We start from the raw sequence: 19,676 nt of genomic DNA, 5'->3' as shown, positions 1-19,676 counted from the left end.
CCCTTCCCGTCCACGCCACCCCCGCTGGAAACGATTCCAGCGGAGTATTCACGAGGATCCCGCAGGCGGAAAGCCGCGCCGCAGCGGAGGAGGACGAGGCGGAAGCCGGACCCGCAGTGCCAGGCCTCAGTCGCAGGCCATGCCGCCCTTCGGCAGGACGCGCGGATTGCCCATCGCGAAGTGCGTCACCGGTTTCTCCCACATCTCGAACGAGGAGATGCCCGGCGTCACGCCGCAGCTGCTGGCGTAGGTGAACTGCTCGCCGTCCCGCGAGACGTACAGGTCGAACTTGACCGCCTCCGCCAGCGTACTGCTCACCATCAGCGTGGTCTGCATGGCATCGCCGCTGCGGGTGGCGCGCAGGTTGCCGGGCCCGTCACCGGCGGGCGCCGACGCGATGACCTTGCCGCCTGCGATCTCGACCTGCAGCGCCAGCGAGGGCGAGGCCGTGCCGATGGCGAAGCCCGCAGGCAGCTCGCCGCGTGCGAGGGTCTTCGGTGCGGGCTCGGCCGCTAACGCAACGGTCGGCAACGCACACGCCGCCAGGATCAGGTAACCCGCCAGTCTGCCATTCATGCGCCTCACCCCTCTTCCGTCACGCGCAGGACTTCCTCGATGGTCGTTTCGCCGGACAGCGCCTTGACGATGCCGTCCTCGTACATGGTCCGCATGCCGGCCTCGCGTGCCAGCTGCTCGATCTCGCCCATGCCCGCGTGCCGCATGATGGCGCGACGGACGTCGTCGTTCATCACCAGGAATTCGACGATGGTCGTGCGGCCGAGGTACCCGGTCGGCGCGACGGCGGAGCCACGCGGGCGGTACAGGAAGATGTCGCCTTCGGGCTGGAAGCGGCGCAGGTGGAACTTTTCGATTTCCTCGGGCGACGCCGCGTACCTCTCCGCATGCGTCGGCTCGAGCCGGCGCACGAGCCGCTGGGCGAGGATGCCATTGATGGTGGACGTCATCAGGTAGTCCTCAACGCCCATGTCCAGCATGCGGGTGATGCCGCCGGCCGCATTGTTGGTGTGCAGCGTGGACAGCACCAGGTGGCCGGTCAGCGCGGACTGGATGGCGATGCGCGCGGTCTCGAGGTCGCGCATTTCGCCGATCATGATGATGTCCGGATCCTGCCGGACGATGCTGCGCAGCGCGTGGGCGAAGTCCAGCCCGATCTGCGGCTTGGCCTGGATCTGGTTGATGCCCTCGATCTGGTACTCGACGGGATCTTCCACCGTGATGATCTTGACGTCCGGCGTATTGAGCTTGCTCAGCGCGGTGTACAGCGTGGTGGTCTTGCCCGAACCGGTGGGGCCGGTGACCAGCAGGATCCCGTGTGGCTGCTCCAGCACTTTCTGGAACTGCGGCAGGAAGGCATCGGTGAAGCCCAGCTTCTTGAAGTCGAACACCACCGTTTCGCGGTCGAGCAGGCGCATCACCACGCTTTCGCCGTGCGCCGTGGGCACGGTGGATACGCGCAGGTCGAGTTCCTTGCCCTGCACGCGCAGCATGATGCGGCCGTCCTGCGGCAGCCGGCGCTCGGCGATGTTGAGCTTGGCCATGATCTTCACGCGGCTGATCACCGCCGCGGTGAGGTTGGCCGGCGGGCTTTCGCCCTCCTCCAGCACGCCATCGATGCGGTAGCGCACCTTCAACCGGTTCTCGAACGGTTCGATGTGGATGTCCGACGCGCGCAATTCGACGGCGCGCTGGATCACCAGGTTGACCAGGCGGATGACCGGCGCCTCGGAAGCAAGGTCGCGCAGATGCTCGACATCATCGAGGTCTGCGGTGGCCTCGCCATCCGCATTCTCGACGATGGCGCCCATCGCGCTGCGTCCCTGCCCGTAGTAACGCTCGATCAGGTCGCTGATCTCCGACCGCAGCGCCACCTGCGGGCGCACGATGCGGCCGGTCGCCAGCCGCACGGCCTCGAGCGCGTAGTGGTCCTGCGGATCGGCCATCAACAGATCGATGTGGTTCTCGTCCTCACCCACCGGGCACAGGTGGAACTGCTTCAGGAAGCGCAACGACATCACCACCGATTCCGGCGGCACATCCGGCGCATCCTTGGCGTTGACCAGCGGCAGCCCGAGCACCTCCGCCGCGGTTTCCGCATGGTCGCGCTCGGAGACCAGTCCCAGCCGCGACAGCAAGGCCAGCAGACCGCCGCCCGCCTCGTCCTGCAGGCGGCGCGCACGCGCCAGGTCGGCTTCTTTCAGCCGCCCGCGGGCCAGCAGCGCTGCCACGATGCGCTCGTCATCGGAAAGTGGATTGTCGATCGCGGCTGCGTCCACGGAAGGCCTCCTTGAGGCCCGGACTTTATCAGGTCCGGACGGGGGGATTGTCGCAACGCGTGGCGCGAGGGGAGCTTTTCGAGGCAGCCCCTCGCTCCCTGGAGAGGACTGTTGCGCAGGCTGTCACTTGCGAGGATGCCGTCACGCCGCAACCCCGGACCCAAAACGCCCCGTGCATGGATGGACGCTGCACACGCAATCGTGGGGCATTCCGCGAGAATGTTAATGGCATGTACTGATATGCATCTGATACAAACGCCAAGCAGTCGCATGAAACATCGCACGCAGCAAGCGGCACTGCGCGGCCGCCAGGAGCGCTTACTCACTCAAAAGAAGTGGCGACCCCCATCCCCTGACATGCTATCCGCTGGCCAAGGAGGCCTTATGACGCATTTCCACTTCGCACTTCTTGTTTCCGCTCTTTTTCCCACTGCAACGGCGATCGCAGACAGCGCAATGCAGGGAGAGAACCTGCTTCAGGCGTTGCCGCACGGCTACAAGATCGGTTACCAGACGCGACAAGGCCAGATGAGCATGAGCGAAATGGTGCCATCGGATGAATCCGTCGAACGCTGGACACGCATGGTCACCACACAGGTCTTCCACGGCGCACGGATGCCGGCGGACGGATTCCAGCAACGGCTTGCAGCCAACCTTTCCGGCGCCTGCCCCGGCGCGAACGCTGTCAAGATCGATGCGGGGGAGGAGGATGGCTACACGTACGCGTTATGGCAGCACGTCTGCCCGTTGAATCCTGCAACCGGCACGCCGGAACACTTCTGGTCGAAGACCATCGAAGGCAATGATGCCTTCTATTCCGTCCAGTTCGCGTTCCGGCACGTACCTTCGGAACGCGATACCCACCTGGCGCTCCGGCATCTCGCGGAAGTGCGTATATGCGACTCACGCATTCCTGGCAGAGATTGCCCGAACGTAAGCCCGGCACACCAGGATTGAACTTGCAGTTCTTTCTGCCTGCACGTGATGTAAGGCTCACGGACCGGCCACCTGGCAACTTGGCGCCTGTGCAAGGTTGTGACTCCGCTGCCAGCAACGGCGGCTCGAACAGTTTCCGAGGATGCAATCCGTGAATCGCCGATTCCCGTGTTACTGCCTGATCGTCGCAACCCTTCTGATCGCGGGATGCTGGGGCGCAAGCGAGTTCAAACCACCCACCGTAAAAACCAACTCAAATCCGACTCAACGCTACGAAATCACGGTGGAACTGGTCGATCCGCCGGTCGACATCGAGAACATCTCCGGAATGGCGTATTTCAGTATTCCTGATGTCATCTGCATGCCTACGCCGGACCGTATCGCCGGATATACCCCCGGCTCCCGCTACGAGAGGGGGTTCTCTCTCGTCCCGACTGGAAACAACACCTACAGGGGTCACATCTTCCTCGACTGGCCCATCGACGAGGACTACTACGGTCTGGGGTTATGCAAGTGGGAGTTTGCTTATGCAGATGCCATTGTCGAACGCGGCAGCACTCTTCGCCAGACTACGCGACTGAGCCTCGCTGAACTCAATGGAAAAGAGGTGACTGTGGGCTATTGCAGAACATTGATGCGCGACAAATACGACTCCACTTGCTTCACCCCATTCGACGATGGACGTATTCAGGAACTGGACCCCATCTCATACAAGATGAAGATATCTTCAAGGAAGAACTGACATGTCAACGCTAACGGAATCACATGCAAGGCTGTCTGAAAGATCTTACTCGCCCCACGATAGTCGGATCGATATCGATGCTTTTGAACTGGTCAAAGAGGTTCGAACCTCATCCGGCTACCACGGAGCGATCTATCGAAATGTCAAGACAAGAGATTACGTCGTGTCCCACACCGGCACCGAGTTCGACACCGACAAGATCCGCGACGGGCTGCTCACCGATGCCCAGATGGCTCTGCTGAAGGTGAACCAGCAACTGGACGACGCCCGAGACCTGGTGGAGCTTGCCATCGAGATGGCCAAAAGGGACGGCACCCGCGTCACCGTCGCCGGACACTCCTTGGGAGGATTCCATACCCAAGTCACGTGCCACGAGTACGGACTCAAGGGCGAGACATTCAACGCTTATGGCGCAGCCGGACTCTATGGCGTGCCCGAGGGCGGAAACCAAGTCATCAACCACGTACGTGCCACCGACATGGTAGGCGCGGCGAACAGACACTTCGGCGAGGTCCGCGTCTATGCCACGCAGCAGGACGTCGACGTACTGCTCAAGCAGGGTGCGGCACCCAGTCAGCAGACCCGATGGGAACTCATCGGCGACCTGCGCACACTCGGCCCGGACGCGACCCACGGTGCAGTGCAGTTCCATGGCGGCCACCGCACCGCCGAACAACTGGCAGTCTACGGCCCGAACTCACTTATAAATCACGAAAACCAAGCGCTCTACCAGCAACACAAGCCCGAGTTCGACGCCTACCGGGAGAGCATCCGCTCGGCTGCGGAGGATGTGCCGCTGGCGATGAAGCTCACCGGCGCGGGCATCGCCTATACGTCCGCGATCGGCTCCCAGTACGTGATGCACAAAGTCAGGCACGGCCTGATGGGCAACGAAGTTCACGACGAGTTGCGGGAGCTTCGCCTTGGGGCGCAACGCGCGACGGAAGAGAGAAATCGCGACTTCGTGCCGCCCGATCGACCGCTGATCTATCGGGACAGTGCCGGCAGCCCCCTGGAACAGATCGACGGGCGGATACAGGAGCTTCGTCGGGCTCCCACGCTGGAAGACAGCCAGTGCAAGCCGGAGCGTGGAAGTGGCTGGCCCTCGCGGCCCGCCGGCGATTCCGCATCGTCGCCGGTCTCGCTACGCGATGACCCCCTCGCCTACATCAACCGCATGGTGACCGCCTACGACGCCGGCGACCAGGTCGACTTCCGCCTGATGACTCAGGCCGCAGCCAACGATTCTTATGCGAGGCGGGTGAGTGCGACTGCGGTGGCTCAGGTGGATGCCGAAGAACGACAGCAGGCGCTGCTGGAACAGGTCACCGAACAACAACGTGTGGAGCAGCGGCAGGTCGCGGTGTCAGCCGGCATCGCACGCTCGATCTGACACCAACATTGCCAAGGAAAGCAGGATGGACACTGACCGAATCACCGACCTCGTCGCCAGCGTGTCAGCCCTCATGGAGCGGTTCGAGCGCCGTACGCAGCAGATCGAGGGCAGCCTGCAGGCTGCGCACCGGCAACTCCAGGAGCTCTCGCAACAATTGCCTAACACGGTCCGCCGGGCTGCCGACACGGAAATGCAGCATTTGCGGGGCAGTATCGCGAGCGCCGTCGATGCAGGCATCGGACAATCCGTCTCGACCTACCAGGCACGCCTGGAGACGTCCGGACAGGATCTACGGCAGGCCTCGCAGGCACTGGCTGCGCAGATCCACGCCGCCCGCGCGCTCTATCGGCATCTACTGTGGAAGGTCGTCGGCGTCTGTCTCGCCAGCCTCACTCTGATCGTTCTGGGCGGCAGCTGGCTTTCCCGCCACTATTACGACGAGATCCGCCACTACCAGCTATCGGCGCAGTTGCTGAAAGCCTATGACGCTGCCGACGTGACTCAGTGCGATGGCAGGCTGTGCGCCAACATCGACCCGACAGGCGACACGTTTGGAGAGGATGACCAGTATCGCCCGGTCCGGGATCGCCGGTAAGCGCCCGGACCGGCAACCCTCAACGCCTGCTCAGCCCACCCACACCCGCGCATTGCGGAACATGCGCAGCCACGGCGAATCGTCCGGCCAGCCCACCGGATGCCAGCTGTGGTTCGCGCTGCGCGGTGTGCGCTCGGGATGCGGCATCAGGATGGTCGCCCGGCCGTCGTCGCTGGTCAGGCCGGTGATGCCGTCCGGAGAGCCGTTGGGATTGAGCGGATACGTGGTCGCGATCGCACCATCGCCGTCCACGTAGCGCAGCGCCACGCGCGCCGCGGCCTGGTCGACCGGGCCGGCGAACTCGGCACGTCCTTCGCCATGGGCCACTGCCACCGGGATGCGTGAGCCGGCCATGCCGCGGAAGAACACCGACGGCGATTCCTGCACTTCCAGCAACGCCACGCGCGCTTCGAACTGCTCGCTCTGGTTACGCAGGAACTGCGGCCAGTGCTGCGCACCGGGAATGATGTCCTTCAGCTGGCTCATCATCTGGCAGCCGTTGCAGACGCCCAGCGAGAACGCGTCCTGTCGCGCGAAGAACGCCGCGAAGGCATCGCGCAGCGCACCGCGCTCGAGGATCGAGGTCGCCCAGCCGCGGCCCGCACCCAGCACGTCGCCGTAACTGAAGCCGCCGCAGGCCGCCAGACCGCTGAAGTCCGTCAGCGACACGCGGCCCGCGATCAGGTCGCTCATGTGCACGTCGAACGCATCGAAGCCGGCGCGGGCGAAGGCCGATGCCATCTCGATCTGGCCATTGACGCCCTGCTCGCGCAGGATCGCCACCTTCGGGCGCTTGCCCGTGGCGACGAAGGGCGCCGCGACATCCTCGGCGGCGTCGAAGGACAGTTTCGGCTTCAGGCCTGTGCGCCCGAACTGGCGCGCGGCATCGCGCTCCTGGTCGGCGGCCTCGGGGTTGTCGCGCAGCTTCTGCATGGCGTGGGTGACCGACCACCAGGCATCGAACAGGTCTTCCCAGCGCCACTCGGCCAGCACGTCGCCGTCCTGCTGCACGCGGATCGTGGACGCCGTGGTCGGGCGTGCGATGCGCTGCGCGCACTCGGTCAGCGCGTGGCGCTCGACCAGATCGGCGAACGCCGCGCGGTCTTCGTCGGCCACCTGCACCACCGCACCGAGTTCTTCGGCGAACAGCGTGCGGAACGCATCGTCGCCCCAGCCGTCGAGGTTGATGTCCAGGCCGCGGTGCGAGGCGAACGCCATCTCGCACAACGCCGCGAACGCGCCGCCGTCGCTGCGGTCGTGGTACGCCAGCAGCAGGCCGGCCTCGCGTGCGTCGGCGATCAGGTGGAAGAAATCGCGCAGGCGCTGCGGATCGTCGAGGTCCGGCACGCTTTCGTCGTGGCCGTCGCCGGCGAACGCCGGCCAGGCGCCCTCGCCGCCCGACTGCGGGTAGACCTGCGCGAGCACGGAACCGCCGAGACGCTTCTTGCCCGCGCCCAGCCCGATCAGCCACAACTCGCTGTCGTCTTCGCGCGACAGCAGCGGCGTCAGGTGCTGGCGCACGTCGGTGACCGGCGCAAAGGCGCTGATGATCAGCGACACCGGGGACACCGACTTCTGCGCCTGGCCGTCGCGATGCCACTGCGCCTGCATCGACAGCGAGTCCTTGCCGACCGGAATGCTGATGTCCAAGTCGGGGCACAGCTCCATGCCGACGGCCTTCACCGCGTCGAACAGCAGCGCGTCTTCGCCCGGATGCCCGGCAGCCGCCATCCAGTTCGCGGACAGCTTCACGCGGTGCAGCGATTCCACCGGCGCGGCGCACAGGTTGGTGATCGCTTCGCCCACTGCCATGCGGGCGGCGGCGGCGGCATCGAGCAGCGCCAGCGGCGTACGCTCGCCGATCGCCATCGCTTCGCCGACAAAACCGTCGTAGCCGCTCAGCGTGATCGCGCAGTCGGCCACCGGCATCTGCCACGGGCCGACCAGCTGGTCGCGTGCGGTCAGGCCGCCGACGCTGCGGTCGCCGATGGTGATCAGGAACTGCTTGGAGGCCACCGTCGGATGCGCGAGCACGCGCAGGCCGGCTTCATGCAGGTCCAGCGCCCCGGTCTGCAGCGCGGGCCACTTGGGCGGCGCCGGATGCGCGGTGTCGCGGTGCATCTTCGGGGGCTTGCCGAACAGCACGTCCATCGGCAGGTCGATAGGCGCATCGGCAGGAATACTGCCGGGCGTTGCGCCGTACGCGACTACCAGGCGTTCTTCCTTCGTCGCCACGCCGACGGCTGCGAAGGGGCAACGCTCGCGCTCGCACAGTGCGGCGAATTCGGCCAGGCGCGCCTGCGGCACGCCCAGCACGTAACGCTCCTGCGATTCGTTGCACCACAGCTGCATCGGCGACAGCGACGGATCGTCGCTGGGTACCTTGCCCAGGTCGATCACCCCGCCCACGCCGGAGTCGTGCAGCAGTTCAGGAATCGCATTCGACAGGCCGCCCGCGCCCACGTCGTGGAACCACAGGATCGGGTTGTCCTCGCCCATCGCCACGCAGCGGTCGATGACTTCCTGGCAGCGGCGCTCCATCTCGGGGTTGTCGCGCTGCACGCTGGCGAAATCGAGCGCTTCGGCGCTTTCGCCGGAAGCCACCGAACTCGCCGCACCGCCACCGAGGCCGATCAGCATCGCCGGGCCGCCGAGCACGATGACGGCATCGCCGGCCGAGAGCGTCTTCTTCTCCACCTGGATGCGGTCGATCGCGCCCAGGCCGCCGGCCAGCATGATCGGCTTGTCGTAGGCGCGGGTCAGTGCCTCGCCTTCCGGCAGCTCGAAACTGCGGAAATAGCCCAGCAGGTTCGGCCGGCCGAATTCGTTGTTGAACGCGGCGCCTCCCAGCGGGCCGTCGAGCATGATCTCCAGCGCCGGCGCCATGCGCGGATTCAGCGCGCGAGGCATCTCCCACGGCTGCGGCAGTGTCGGGATGCGCAGGTGCGAGACCGAGAAGCCGGTCAGGCCGGCCTTCGGCTTGCCGCCGCGGCCGGTGGCGCCCTCGTCGCGGATCTCGCCGCCGGCCCCGGTGCTGGCGCCGGGGAACGGGGCGATCGCGGTCGGATGGTTGTGTGTCTCGACCTTGATGCAGAACGCCGAGTCCAGCGTCGCCTCGAGGCGGTACTGGCCGCTGCCGTCGGGGCGGAAACGGGCCGCCGGATAACCCTCGACCACCGCCGCATTGTCGCTGTAGGCGCTGAGCGTGTGCTCGGGCGTCTGCGCATGGGTGTGCTTGATCATCCGGAACAGCGAGCGGTCCTGGTCCTTGCCGTCGATGGTCCAGGTGGCATTGAAGATCTTGTGCCGGCAGTGCTCGGAGTTGGCCTGCGCGAACATCATCAGTTCGACGTCGGAGGGATCACGACCCAGCTCGGTGTAACGGGTGCGCAGGTAATCGATCTCGTCCTCGGCCAGCGCCAGGCCGAGGCGCGCGTTGGCGGCTTCCAGCTGTGCCAGCGGGATGCGCTCCAGTTCGCCGCGCGCCGGCGCGGTGAACAGCGCCTGCGCCTGCTCGCGGCTCGCCAGCAGCGATTGCGTCATCGGGTCGTGCAGCGCCTTCGCCAGTGCCGGCCGGCTGTCGTTCCAGCCTTCCAGGTCGATGCGCAGGCCGCGTTCGACGCGCTTGACCGGCTGTCCGGCACCGCGCAGCAGCTCGGTGGCCTTGCTGGCCCACGGCGACAGCGTGCCGAGGCGCGGGGTGACGAAGCGCGAGACCGCGCCCGCCGCCAGCGCCTCGCTGCCGTCACCGGCCTGCAGGATGCGGCGCAGCGTGGCCAGGTCCGGCGTGGCGCCTGCCTCGGGTTCGATGAAATAGACGTGCCAGGCGCCGCAGATGCGGACGTCGGAAACAATCGACTGGAGCCTGGATTCGAGCCGCGCGCGGCGGAAGTGCGACAAGGCCGGTTGGCCTTCGAGGACGATCATGTCCGGAACCGTGGGGGCGTGCCGTCAGACGGGGCCCGCTATTGTAGCGAAGCCGGCGCGGGGCCGGCTTCGTCGGGATCAGGGGGCGGCGCCCGCGGGCGCGGCAGGGGCCTTTCTGGCGGCCAGTTCATCCAGCTTGGCCCGGAGCGCGGCCGGTGGCAGGTAGCCGCCCAGCTGGACGCCGTCCGCCGAATAGATGGCCGGGGTTCCGCTGACCCCGATGCGCTGGCCGACGTCGAACTCCATCGTCACCGGGTTCTTGCAGTCGCGCGTGGGGACGGACTTGCCGGCCTTGGCGTCGGTCAGTGCGCGCTTGCGATCCGGTGCGCACCAGACCGAGATCATGTCCTTGTGGTCCTGGCTGCCGAGTCCCATGCGCGGGAACGCGAGGTACTCCACCGCGATGCCCTGCCGGTTGATCTCGGCGATTTCCTCGTGCAGCTTGCGGCAGTAGCCGCATTCGATGTCGGTGAACACGGTGACCGTGTACTTGGCGTTCGGCGGCGCGAACACGATCTTCTCGCTGTGCGGAATGGTGGCGATCAGCGCGCTGCGGTGCTTGGCCAGGGCGACGCTGTTCTGCATCACGTCCTGCTGCTGCTGCAGGTCCAGCACGGCGCCCTGCATGACGTAGCGGCCGTCGTCGCTGATGTACAGCAACTGCCCGCCCACGATCACTTCCCGGAAGCCCGGCAACGGCGCGGCACCGACGTAGTCGATCTTGGCGCGGGGGTTCAACTGCGCCACGGCGGAGCGCGCGCGGTCGTCGGGCGTGCTCCCGGTTCCCGGCTTGAGCTGGGGCGCGGAGGCCGGCGCGGGCGACGCGGTCGCGGCCTGGTCCTTGGCAGGCGGTTGCGGGGCCTGCGCGCAGGCGGTCAGGCTCAGGGCACCCAGCAGGGCGGCGGTGATCAGGCGGGGCATCAGGGGCATCCGGAATGAGCCGCGACGCGGCTGGCTGGCAGGGAACAGGCGGGAATTCTGGCACACGGTGGCAGGCAGGCGGCTTAACCGCCCGCCAGTGTGAGCGGGCTCACGCGCGCGGGTGATGGCGTCCGTGCAGCTGCTTCAGGTGTTCGCGCGCGACCAGCGTGTAGATCTGGGTGGTCGACAGCGAGCTGTGACCCAGCAGCAGTTGCAGCGCGCGGAGGTCGGCACCGCGGTTCAGCAGGTGGGTGGCGAAGCTGTGGCGTAGCCCGTGTGGACTGATGCGGACGGGATCGATGCCCGCGGCGCCCGCATAGCGCTTCACCAGCGACCAGAACTGCTGCCGGGTCGGCGGCTCGCCCGTTGCGCCGACGAACAGGGCCGGCACGCTGCGCTTGCCGACCAGCGCGGGCCGCGACCGAGCCAGGTAGGTTTCCAGCCAGTGCTGCGACTCTTCCCCCAACGGCACCAGGCGGTCCTTGCTGCCCTTGCCGGTGACCCGCAGCACGCCCTGCCGCAGGTTGACTGCCGTCGCCGGCAGGGTGACCAGTTCGCTGACGCGCAGGCCGGCCGCGTACATCAGCTCCAGCATGGCGCGGTCGCGCAGGCCCAGCGGGGTGTCAATGTCCGGCGCGGCCAGCAGCGCATCGATCTCGGTTTCCGCCAGCGCCTTCGGCAATGAGCGCGGCAGGCGGGGGGGCTCGAGCAGTGCCGTGGGATCGTCGCGACGCTGGCCCCGGCGCAGGCGGTGGGCGTAGAAGGCCCGCAGGGCGGACAGCAGCCGGGCATTGCTGCGCGGCGAATAGCCCTCGCGCGTGCGCCAGGCCAGGTAGTCGAACAGCGCGGCACGATCCGCCGCCGCCAACCCTCCCCCGCGCCCGTTGCGCCAGCGCGCGAAGCCTTCCAGATCGCGCCGATAGCTGTCGAGCGACGGCCGTGCGAGACCGCTTTCGGCCCAGATCGCATCCAGGAAGGCTGCGATGTCGTTCGCATCGGCGTCCGGTACCGGAGGCAATGTGCTCGCCTGCTGGCGGCGTTCGGCGGGCGTGCGGGCAGTCATGCGGCAAGCTTAGGCGATGCGGATCGTTCTTGCGGAGCGACGGCAGTTGCGAATGCCGATCGCCCCAGAATGCATGGAAGTACCGCACCCGAAGGCGTTATGCGCCGTCGCCGGCTCATTTCGCGACTGACGTCGCTCCCACGAGAGTCGACGGGGCGTAGCCGGTATCCTGTCGCGATGACGGATCCCGCTACCACTCCCGCATCCTCCCGCGCCCTGATCGGCTGGCGCCTGCTCGCGCTGCTCTACGATTTCTGGCCGGTGCTGGCCATGTGGCTGGCGGTGGCGATTCCGTTCGTGCTGGTGGACGTGGTGATCAGCGACAACGTCCGCCACAACATCGAGCCCTTCAGCCCGATGTGGTGGCTGTTATGGACGTGCTGCTGGGGCGCCGCCGGGCTGTATGCCACCTTCAGCTGGCTGCGCGGCGGACAGACCCTGGGCATGCGGCCGTGGCGGTTGAAGGTGATCGCGGCCGACGGCGGCACACCGACGCTGACCGCGCTGTGGCGACGCTATGCGCTGGCGACGCTGTCGACGCTGGCCGCGGGCCTGGGCTTCTGGTGGGCGTGGCTGGACCGCGACCGGCTGGCCTTCCACGACCGCTTCAGCGGCACGCGCGTGGTGCGGTTGCCGAAGCGCGCCTGATGGCGCCTCAGCGGCTCCTGCGCCGGAACATCAGCCAGGAAATGCCCAGCAGGGCGAACGGCGGGATGGCGTACGCGATGCGGTAGTCCAGCCGGAATGCACCCGCGAGCCGCACGAACATCGTCTGCAGCACGTAGAAGCCGACGGCGAACACGATGCCCAGGAACAACCGCTTGCCCATGCCTCCGCTGCGCAGGCTGCCGAACGCGAACGGGATGGCGGCCAGGCACAGGGCCAGCACGTTGAGCGGATAGAACCAGCGCGCCCAGTACTGGTCCTCGTAGTCGCGCGCGTCCAGCCCGTTGCGCTTGCGGTAATCGATGTTCTGGCTCAACTCGGTGCTGGGCATGTTGCGTGCGCGCACCAGGCTGGACGACAGCACCGCCGCGTCCAGTTCCGATTCCCAGCGCTCGCCCAGTACCGTCGTCTGCACGGCCGAGCGCTCCTTGAAGGTGGTGCGGCGCACGTTCTTCAACAGCCAGTAACCGTCCAGATGTTCGGCGGTGGCGGCATGCGCAATCGAGGCGAGCCTGCCGTCGTCCGCGAGTTCGTACATGCGCACGTCGCGCAGCTGCAGGGACACCTTGCCACCGCCCTGGTCCTTCTCTTCACCGCTCTGCGCATACAGGAAGGTGTTGCCTTCCCGCGCCCACAGCCCCGAATAGCGGTCCATCGCCACGTTGCCGGTGCGCGCCGCCATCTTCAGCACGTCGGCCTGGCGCTGGCCCCACGGACCCAGCGTCTCGCCGCTGAAGATCATCAGCACGGTCAGGATGCCCAGCGCGGCGGCAACCGAAATGCTCAGGCGCAGGCGCGACAGGCCCAGCGCACGCAGGGCGGTGAGTTCCGAACTGGCCGCGAGCTGGCCCAGCCCCATCAGCGAACCGATCACCGCTGCCGTGGGGAACATGGTGTAGGCGCGGCGCGGCACGGTGTACAGCACCCAGGCGACCGCATGGCCGAAGGTGTAGTTGCCGGTGCCCAGGTCGCTGATCTCGCCCGACAGCGCCATCACCACGTCCAGGCCGACCAGCACCGCCCAGGTCAGCAGCACCGTGACCAGGACCACCTGGCCCACGTAGGTGTCATGCAGGCGCGGCAGCAGCCTCATGCGCGCCTCCGCGGCCGCGACAGCCGGCCGTCACGCAGGTAGAACCAGATCGCCGCCGCCAGCAGCGGCACGGTCAGCCACCACAAGCCCACAAGCCCGGGCAGTTTGCCGTCGACCAGCAACTGGGTGCCGTTGATCATCAGGCTGACGCCGACCAGATACGCCAGGAAGCCCAGCATCACGCGCCCGTAGCGGGTCTGCCGCGGCGAGCTGCGCGACAGTGGCAGGGTGAGCAAAGCGAACGCCAGTGCCAGCAACGGGGGGGTTAACCGGGCATGCAGTTGCGCATTGGCCTCGGGGCGTGCATCGCCGAGCAACTGAGGCGTCGGCTGCAGCGCAGGATCGTCCTTGTCGAGCGTGTCGGCCCGGTCGGGCAACGCGACCTCATTGGACTTGTAGCGGATCAGCCTGTAATCCAGCCCCGCACCATCCGGGCCTTCGACACGGAAGCCGTCGTCCAGGCGCAGATAACGGTTGCGTTCGCCCTCGAAGAACATCTGCCCGGATTTCGCCGTCACCACGTCGATGCGGCCCTCGTTGGAGCGGTGCATGAAGACCTTGCTCAGCCCGGTACCGTCCGGCGACAGGGCACTGACATAGACCACGGCACCACTGGACAGGACGGTGAACTTGCCCGCGTCCAGGCCCGATACCACCAGGCTGCGGTTGGCATGCTCCAGCATGTTCTGCGCGGTGCGCAGCGCCCACGGGCCCAGCCAGAGCGAGCACACGCCGACGATCACCACCACCGGCACCACCAGCATCATCAGCGGCCGCAGCAGCCGGCGCGGACCGATGCCCGCCGCCGTCAGCACCGCCATTTCCGAATCGCGGTAAAGGCGCGAAAACGCCAGCAGCAGCCCCAGCATCAGCGCCAGCGGGATGATGTAGGGCATGTAATTGAGGAACTGCAGGCCCAACTGGGACAGCAGCAGGCGTGCCGGCACCTTGCCGTCGGCGACGTCGCCCAGCAGGTCCGCCATCACGCCGCCCACGCTGACCATCAGCAGGATGATCAGGGTGGCCAGGAAGCTCTGGGTGAATTCCCGGAAGAGGTAGCGGTCCAGCTTCGGCATCAGGAGGGCTTGATTTACAATCTCGGGCTTGTGCGCCGCGCCTGCGGCGGCGGTCTCTGCGGTCCGGGATGGCGTCAGCCACCTTCATCCGGCCCGCGATTGTACGTAACTGAACCGGGAATCTGATCAATGACGCTGGAATTCACCCTGAACCACGAAGCCCCCGCCCAGGCTGGCGTCGATTGCCTCGTGGTAGGCGCGTACGCCGACAAGCGCCTGACCGCGGCCGGCCAGGCCGTGGATGCGGCCAGCGGCGGCAAGCTATCCGCGCTGCTGCAGCGGGGCGACATCGGCGGCAAGACCGGCAAGACGACCCTGCTGCATGACCTGCCCGGCGTCGCTGCACCGCGCGTGCTGGTCGTGGGCCTGGGCGAAGTGGCCAAGTTCGGCGTGGCGCAGTACCTGAAGGCCGTGGGCGATGCCGCCCGCACCCTGAAGATCGGGCCGGTGAAGAGCGCGCTGTTCACCCTGTCCGACGTGGACGTGAAGGAGCGCGACGCCGCGTGGAAGATCCGCCAGGCCGTGATCGCCGCCGACCATGCCTGCTACCGCTATACCGCCACGCTGGGCAAGAAGAAGAACGACGACCCGGGTCTGACCCACTTCGCCATCGCCGGCGAGGATGCCGATGCCTTGGCGCAGGGTATTGCCATCGCCGCCGGCGTCCAGACCACGCGCGAACTCGGCAACCTGCCGCCCAATATCTGCACCCCGGCCTATCTGGCCGAGCAGGCGCAGCAGTTGGCCTCGGAGCACGGCGCCGAAGCCGAGATCCTCGACGAGACGCAGATGGAAGCGCTCGGCATGGGCTCGCTGCTGGCCGTGGCGCGCGGTTCGGCCAACCGCCCGCGCCTGATCGTGCTGAAGTGGAACGGCGGCGGCGACGCCAAGCCCTACGTGCTGGTCGGCAAGGGCATCACCTTCGACACCGGTGGCGTGAACCTGAAGACCCAGGGCGGCATCGAGGAGATGAAGTACGACATGCTGGGCGCGGGCAGCGTCATCGGCACGTTCGTGGCCGCGGCGAAGATGAAGCTGCCGCTGAACCTGATCGTGGTCGTGCCGGCGGTGGAGAACGCCATCGACGGCAACGCCTACCGTCCGTCCGATGTCATCACCAGCATGTCCGGCAAGACGATCGAGGTCGGCAACACCGACGCCGAGGGCCGCCTGATCCTGTGCGACGCCCTGACCTACGCCGAGCGCTTCAAGCCCGCCGCGCTGGTCGACGTCGCCACGCTGACCGGCGCCTGCATCGTGGCGCTCGGCCGCTATGCCAGCGGCCTGATGAGCAAGCACGACGACCTCAGCAACGAACTGCTGGGCGCCGGCGAGACCGTATTCGACCGCGCATGGCGCCTGCCGCTGTGGGACGAATACCAGACGCAGCTGGAATCCAGCTTCGCCGACGTCTACAACATCGGCGGCCGCTGGGCCGGCGCGATCACCGCCGGCTGCTTCCTCGCGCGCTTCACCGAAGGCCAGCGCTGGGCGCACCTGGACATCGCCGGCGTCTCCAATGACGAAGGCAAGCGCGGCATGGCCACCGGCCGACCGGTCGGCCTGCTGAGCCAGTGGCTGCTGGACCGCGTCGCCTGACCGGCGACGCGAGCCCGACGCCATGGCCCGTGCCGACTTCTACCTGATCGCCAAGCCGCGCTTCCTTGAGGAACCGCTCAAGCTGGTCTGCGAACTGGCCCGCAAGGCCTACGACAGCAACCAGTGGACGCTGGTATTGGCGCGCGACGCGGCGCAGGCCGAAGCGCTCGACGAACTGTTGTGGGAGTTCGACCCGGACGCCTACATCCCGCACCAGATCGCCGGCGACGAAGAGGACGAGCTGACGCCCGTGCTGATCGCCACGCCCGATGTCGACGTACCCGCCCGCGCGCTGGTCATCAACCTGCGCGACGACGCCTTCGCCGGCGCCTGCGAGCGCGTGCTGGAAGTGGTGCCCGCCGACCCGTCCGCACGCGAGCCGCTGCGCGAACGCTGGAAGCAGTACAAGGCGCGCGGCTACGACGTGAACAAGCACGACATGTAATGCCCTCGGCGGCGCTGCCGCCGGCCACGCGATCCGCGTTCGCACGATCGCAGCAACCACACCGACACGATGACCGACCTCGCCTCCAGCTACGACCCGAAATCCTTCGAATCCCGCCTGTACGCACAGTGGGAAGCCGCCGGCTACTTCAAGCCCAGCGGCAAGGGCGAACCGTACACCGTGCTGCTGCCGCCGCCGAATGTCACCGGCACGCTGCACATGGGTCACGCGTTCCAGCACACGCTGATGGACGCGCTGGTGCGCTACCACCGCATGCGCGGCTTCGACACGCTGTGGCAGATGGGCACCGACCATGCCGGCATCGCCACCGAGATGGTGGTCAGCCGCAACCTGGCCCAGGAAGGCAAGGGCGAAACGCGCGATTCGCTGGGTCGCGACGGCTTCATCGCCAAGGTGTGGGAGTGGAAGGCGCAATCCGGCGACACCATCGAGCGGCAGATGCGCCGCATGGGCGCGTCGGGCGACTGGTCGCGCAGCACGTTCACCATGGACGAAGACGCCTCGAAGGCGGTCATCGAAGCCTTCGTGCGCTGGCATGAGCAAGGCCTGATCTACCGCGGCCAGCGCCTGGTCAACTGGGACCCCGTACTGAAGACCGCGATCTCCGACCTGGAAGTGGAGAACGTCGAGGAAGACGGCTTCCTGTGGTCGATCGAGTATCCGCTGGCCGATGGCAGCGGTTCGCTGGTCATCGCGACGACGCGCCCGGAAACCATGCTCGGCGATACCGCCGTGATGGTGCATCCGGACGATGAACGCTACGCGCACCTGATCGGCAAGGCGGTGAAACTACCGCTGACCGACCGTGAGATTCCCGTCATTGCCGACGACTACGTCGACCGCGAGTTCGGCACGGGCGTGGTCAAGGTCACGCCGGCGCACGACTTCAACGACTACCAGGTGGGCCAGCGCCACAATCTGCCGCTGATCAACCTGCTGACGCCGACGGCGGCGATCAACGAGAACGCGCCGGAGAAATACCGCGGCCTGGACCGTTACGAAGCGCGCAAGGTGGTGCTCGCGGACCTGGAAGACCTCGGCCTTCTGGTCGAAACCAAGCCGCACAAGCTGCAGGTGCCCCGCGGCGACCGCACCAACCAGGTGATCGAGCCCTACCTGACGGACCAGTGGTTCGTGAAGATGGATGGCCTGGCCAAGCGCGGCTTGGAACTCGTCGAATCCGGCGAGGTGAAGTTCGTCCCGCCGAACTGGATCAACACCTACCGCCACTGGATGGAGAACATCCAGGACTGGTGCATCAGCCGCCAGCTCTGGTGGGGCCATCGCATCCCGGCATGGTTCGATGGCGCGGGCAATTGCTACGTCGGCCGCGACGAAGCCGAGGCGCGCGCCAAGGCCGGCCTGTCCGCCGACGTCGCGCTGACGCAGGACAGCGACGTGCTGGAGACCTGGTTCTCCTCGCAGCTGTGGCCGTTCAGCACGATGGGCTGGCCGGACACGCAGGCGATGGCCGCGCGCGGCTTCGACCGCTACCTGCCGTCGTCGGTGCTGGTCACCGGGTTCGACATCATCTTCTTCTGGGTGGCGCGCATGATCATGGCCACCGACAGCTTCGTCGGCCAGGTGCCGTTCCGCGACGTCTACATGACCGGCCTGATCCGCGACAAGGACGGCCAGAAGATGTCCAAGTCGAAAGGCAACGTGCTCGACCCGCTGGACATCATCGACGGCATCTCGCTGGAAGACCTGGTGGCCAAGCGCACCGGCGGCCTGATGCAGCCGAAGATGGCCGAGAGGATCGAGAAGGCCACGCGCAAGGAATTCCCGGACGGCATCGTGCCGCACGGCGCCGACGCGCTGCGCTTCACCATCGCCGCGCTGGCGACCCACGGCCGCGACATCAAGTTCGACATGGGCCGCGCCGAGGGCTACAAGAACTTCTGCAACAAGCTGTGGAACGCCACCCGCTTCGTGCTGATGAACACCGACGGCTTCAGCGCGCAGGGTGCGCCGCAGCCGAAGACCGACGCGGAGAAGTGGATCCTGTCGCGCCTGGCCAAGGTTGTCGCCGAGGCCGAAACGCAGTTCGCCGCCTACCGCTTCGACCTGCTGTCGCAGGCGCTGTACGAGTTCGCCTGGAACGAGTTCTGCGACTGGTTCGTCGAACTCGCCAAGCCCGCGCTCAATGGCGATGACGCGACTGCCGCCGACAGCACCCGCCACACGCTGCTGTACGTGCTGGAGTCGCTGCTGCGCCTGCTGCATCCGCTGACCCCGTTCGTTACCGAGGAACTGTGGCAGCAGGTCGCGCCGAAGCTGGGCATCGACGGCGGCACCGTGTCGCTGCGGCCCTACCCGATCGCCAGCGACTTCGCCGGCCAGGAGTACGCGCAGGCCGATGCCGACGTGGAATGGCTGAAGACGATGGTGTCCACGCTGCGTCGCGTGCGCAGCGAGCTCAACGTCTCGCCGGGCAAGACCGTCCGCCTGCTGCTGCAGGACGGTGCCACGCAGGACCGTGCGCGGATCGAGCGTTTCACCGCGCCGCTGTCGTTCCTGCTGAAGCTCGAAGGCATCGCGTGGCTGGACGCCGGTGCCGATGCGCCCGCCTCGGCGGCCGCGATGGTCGGTGAGCTGAAGCTGCTGGTGCCGCTGGAAGGCCTGGTCGATCTCGATGCCGAACGCGCGCGCCTGGACAAGGAAATCGCACGCGTCGCCAGCGAGAAGGAGAAGAGCGAGGCCAAGCTGGCCAAGTTCACCGACAAAGTGCCGCCGGCGGTGGTCGAACAGGAACGCCAGCGCCTCGTCGACTGGAGCAACCAGCTCGCCGCCCTGCACGGGCAGCGCGCGAAGCTCTGACGCTCACGTCATTCCGGTTCGGTAGAGTCGAGCTTGCTCGACTCCGCGCAGGCGTTACCCTTCCATCGACTGACCGGAAAGC

The 19,676-nt window shown here is 66.9% G+C and carries 15 protein-coding genes; 8 read left to right on the top strand and 7 right to left on the bottom strand.

Annotation, left to right across the window (positions count from 1 at the left end; all coding sequences use genetic code 11):
• Positions 1–126: 126 nt before the first annotated feature.
• Both CYU89_RS06765 and gspE read right to left on the bottom strand, forming a co-directional pair.
• Positions 127–576, bottom strand: a complete 450-nt coding sequence (locus CYU89_RS06765) for a hypothetical protein (protein ID WP_296279619.1) — start codon at positions 574–576, stop codon at positions 127–129.
• A 5-nt stretch (positions 577–581) separates the two neighbouring features.
• Positions 582–2,294 (bottom strand): type II secretion system ATPase GspE, encoded by a 1,713-nt coding sequence (gene gspE, locus CYU89_RS06760; RefSeq protein ID WP_296279616.1) that lies wholly within the window; start codon positions 2,292–2,294, stop codon positions 582–584.
• A 384-nt stretch (positions 2,295–2,678) separates the two neighbouring features.
• Between gspE and CYU89_RS06755 the strand changes: the two genes are divergently transcribed.
• The 4 genes from CYU89_RS06755 (at position 2,679) to CYU89_RS06740 (ending at position 5,963) form a co-directional block, all read left to right on the top strand.
• On the top strand, positions 2,679–3,251 hold the full coding sequence (locus CYU89_RS06755; RefSeq protein ID WP_296279615.1) for a hypothetical protein: 573 nt from the start codon (positions 2,679–2,681) through the stop codon (positions 3,249–3,251).
• Between the two features lie 130 nt (positions 3,252–3,381).
• Complete coding sequence (locus CYU89_RS06750; protein WP_296279613.1) at positions 3,382–3,972, top strand: hypothetical protein; 591 nt, start codon at positions 3,382–3,384, stop codon at positions 3,970–3,972.
• 1 nt (position 3,973) lies between these two features.
• Positions 3,974–5,365, top strand: coding sequence for a hypothetical protein (locus CYU89_RS06745; RefSeq protein ID WP_296279612.1), 1,392 nt, complete (start codon positions 3,974–3,976; stop codon positions 5,363–5,365).
• A 25-nt stretch (positions 5,366–5,390) separates the two neighbouring features.
• The gene (locus tag CYU89_RS06740; protein ID WP_296279611.1) at positions 5,391–5,963 is read left to right on the top strand and encodes a relaxation protein; all 573 of its coding nucleotides are present in this window, start codon (positions 5,391–5,393) and stop codon (positions 5,961–5,963) included.
• 30 nt (positions 5,964–5,993) lie between these two features.
• On the opposite strand, the gene purL is transcribed toward CYU89_RS06740, so the two are convergent.
• The 3 genes from purL to xerD all read right to left on the bottom strand — a co-directional run bounded on the left by purL (position 5,994) and on the right by xerD (position 11,874).
• Positions 5,994–9,890: a phosphoribosylformylglycinamidine synthase gene (purL, locus tag CYU89_RS06735; protein ID WP_296279609.1), complete on the bottom strand. Its 3,897-nt coding sequence runs from the start codon at positions 9,888–9,890 to the stop codon at positions 5,994–5,996.
• Positions 9,891–9,968: 78 nt separating this feature from the next.
• Positions 9,969–10,811 carry a DsbC family protein gene (locus CYU89_RS06730; RefSeq protein WP_296279607.1) on the bottom strand — a complete coding sequence of 281 codons (843 nt, stop codon included), beginning with the start codon at positions 10,809–10,811 and terminating at the stop codon, positions 9,969–9,971.
• Between the two features lie 109 nt (positions 10,812–10,920).
• Entirely contained in the window at positions 10,921–11,874 is a 954-nt protein-coding gene (gene xerD / locus CYU89_RS06725; protein ID WP_296279605.1) for a site-specific tyrosine recombinase XerD, read from the bottom strand.
• A gap of 177 nt (positions 11,875–12,051) precedes the next feature.
• On the opposite strand from xerD, the gene CYU89_RS06720 reads away from it, so the two are divergent.
• A complete protein-coding gene (locus CYU89_RS06720; protein ID WP_296279602.1) occupies positions 12,052–12,522 on the top strand; it encodes an RDD family protein in 471 nt (156 codons plus the stop codon).
• Between the two features lie 7 nt (positions 12,523–12,529).
• Here the strand turns inward: CYU89_RS06720 and lptG are convergent, their stop codons facing one another.
• Both lptG and lptF read right to left on the bottom strand, forming a co-directional pair.
• Positions 12,530–13,633, bottom strand: a complete 1,104-nt coding sequence (gene lptG / locus CYU89_RS06715) for an LPS export ABC transporter permease LptG (protein ID WP_296279600.1) — start codon at positions 13,631–13,633, stop codon at positions 12,530–12,532.
• A complete protein-coding gene (lptF, locus tag CYU89_RS06710; RefSeq protein ID WP_296279599.1) occupies positions 13,630–14,709 on the bottom strand; it encodes an LPS export ABC transporter permease LptF in 1,080 nt (359 codons plus the stop codon). Before lptF ends, lptG begins: the two co-directional genes overlap by 4 nt.
• Positions 14,710–14,838: 129 nt before the next feature.
• On the opposite strand from lptF, the gene CYU89_RS06705 reads away from it, so the two are divergent.
• From CYU89_RS06705 to CYU89_RS06695, 3 genes are all read left to right on the top strand, one after another.
• Entirely contained in the window at positions 14,839–16,308 is a 1,470-nt protein-coding gene (locus CYU89_RS06705) for a leucyl aminopeptidase (protein ID WP_296279598.1), read from the top strand.
• Between the two features lie 22 nt (positions 16,309–16,330).
• Entirely contained in the window at positions 16,331–16,753 is a 423-nt protein-coding gene (locus CYU89_RS06700) for a DNA polymerase III subunit chi (protein ID WP_093487848.1), read from the top strand.
• Positions 16,754–16,822: 69 nt separating this feature from the next.
• Positions 16,823–19,594, top strand: coding sequence for a valine--tRNA ligase (locus tag CYU89_RS06695; RefSeq protein ID WP_296279595.1), 2,772 nt, complete (start codon positions 16,823–16,825; stop codon positions 19,592–19,594).
• Positions 19,595–19,676 lie beyond the last annotated feature (82 nt).

Origin of the sequence: Pseudoxanthomonas sp. (assembly GCF_002863005.1) — a bacterium.
Classification (GTDB): domain Bacteria; phylum Pseudomonadota; class Gammaproteobacteria; order Xanthomonadales; family Xanthomonadaceae; genus Pseudoxanthomonas_A.
The sequence above is the reverse complement of the archived record's forward strand: the minus strand, read 5'-3'. Positions and strand labels throughout refer to the sequence as shown.

Bases quoted from the DNA above. Each gene is read 5' to 3' on its own strand.
- CYU89_RS06700 (WP_093487848.1), top strand. From the start codon at position 16,331: ATGGCCCGTGCCGACTTCTACCTGATCGCCAAGCCGCGCTTCCTTGAG.
- CYU89_RS06705 (WP_296279598.1), top strand. From the start codon at position 14,839: ATGACGCTGGAATTCACCCTGAACCACGAAGCCCCCGCCCAGGCTGGC.
- CYU89_RS06740 (WP_296279611.1), top strand. From the start codon at position 5,391: ATGGACACTGACCGAATCACCGACCTCGTCGCCAGCGTGTCAGCCCTC.
- xerD (WP_296279605.1), bottom strand. From the start codon at position 11,874: ATGACTGCCCGCACGCCCGCCGAACGCCGCCAGCAGGCGAGCACATTG.
- purL (WP_296279609.1), bottom strand. From the start codon at position 9,890: ATGATCGTCCTCGAAGGCCAACCGGCCTTGTCGCACTTCCGCCGCGCG.
- lptG (WP_296279600.1), bottom strand. From the start codon at position 13,633: ATGAGGCTGCTGCCGCGCCTGCATGACACCTACGTGGGCCAGGTGGTC.
- CYU89_RS06730 (WP_296279607.1), bottom strand. From the start codon at position 10,811: ATGCCCCGCCTGATCACCGCCGCCCTGCTGGGTGCCCTGAGCCTGACC.
- CYU89_RS06755 (WP_296279615.1), top strand. From the start codon at position 2,679: ATGACGCATTTCCACTTCGCACTTCTTGTTTCCGCTCTTTTTCCCACT.
- CYU89_RS06720 (WP_296279602.1), top strand. From the start codon at position 12,052: ATGACGGATCCCGCTACCACTCCCGCATCCTCCCGCGCCCTGATCGGC.
- CYU89_RS06765 (WP_296279619.1), bottom strand. From the start codon at position 576: ATGAATGGCAGACTGGCGGGTTACCTGATCCTGGCGGCGTGTGCGTTG.
- CYU89_RS06745 (WP_296279612.1), top strand. From the start codon at position 3,974: ATGTCAACGCTAACGGAATCACATGCAAGGCTGTCTGAAAGATCTTAC.
- CYU89_RS06695 (WP_296279595.1), top strand. From the start codon at position 16,823: ATGACCGACCTCGCCTCCAGCTACGACCCGAAATCCTTCGAATCCCGC.
- lptF (WP_296279599.1), bottom strand. From the start codon at position 14,709: ATGCCGAAGCTGGACCGCTACCTCTTCCGGGAATTCACCCAGAGCTTC.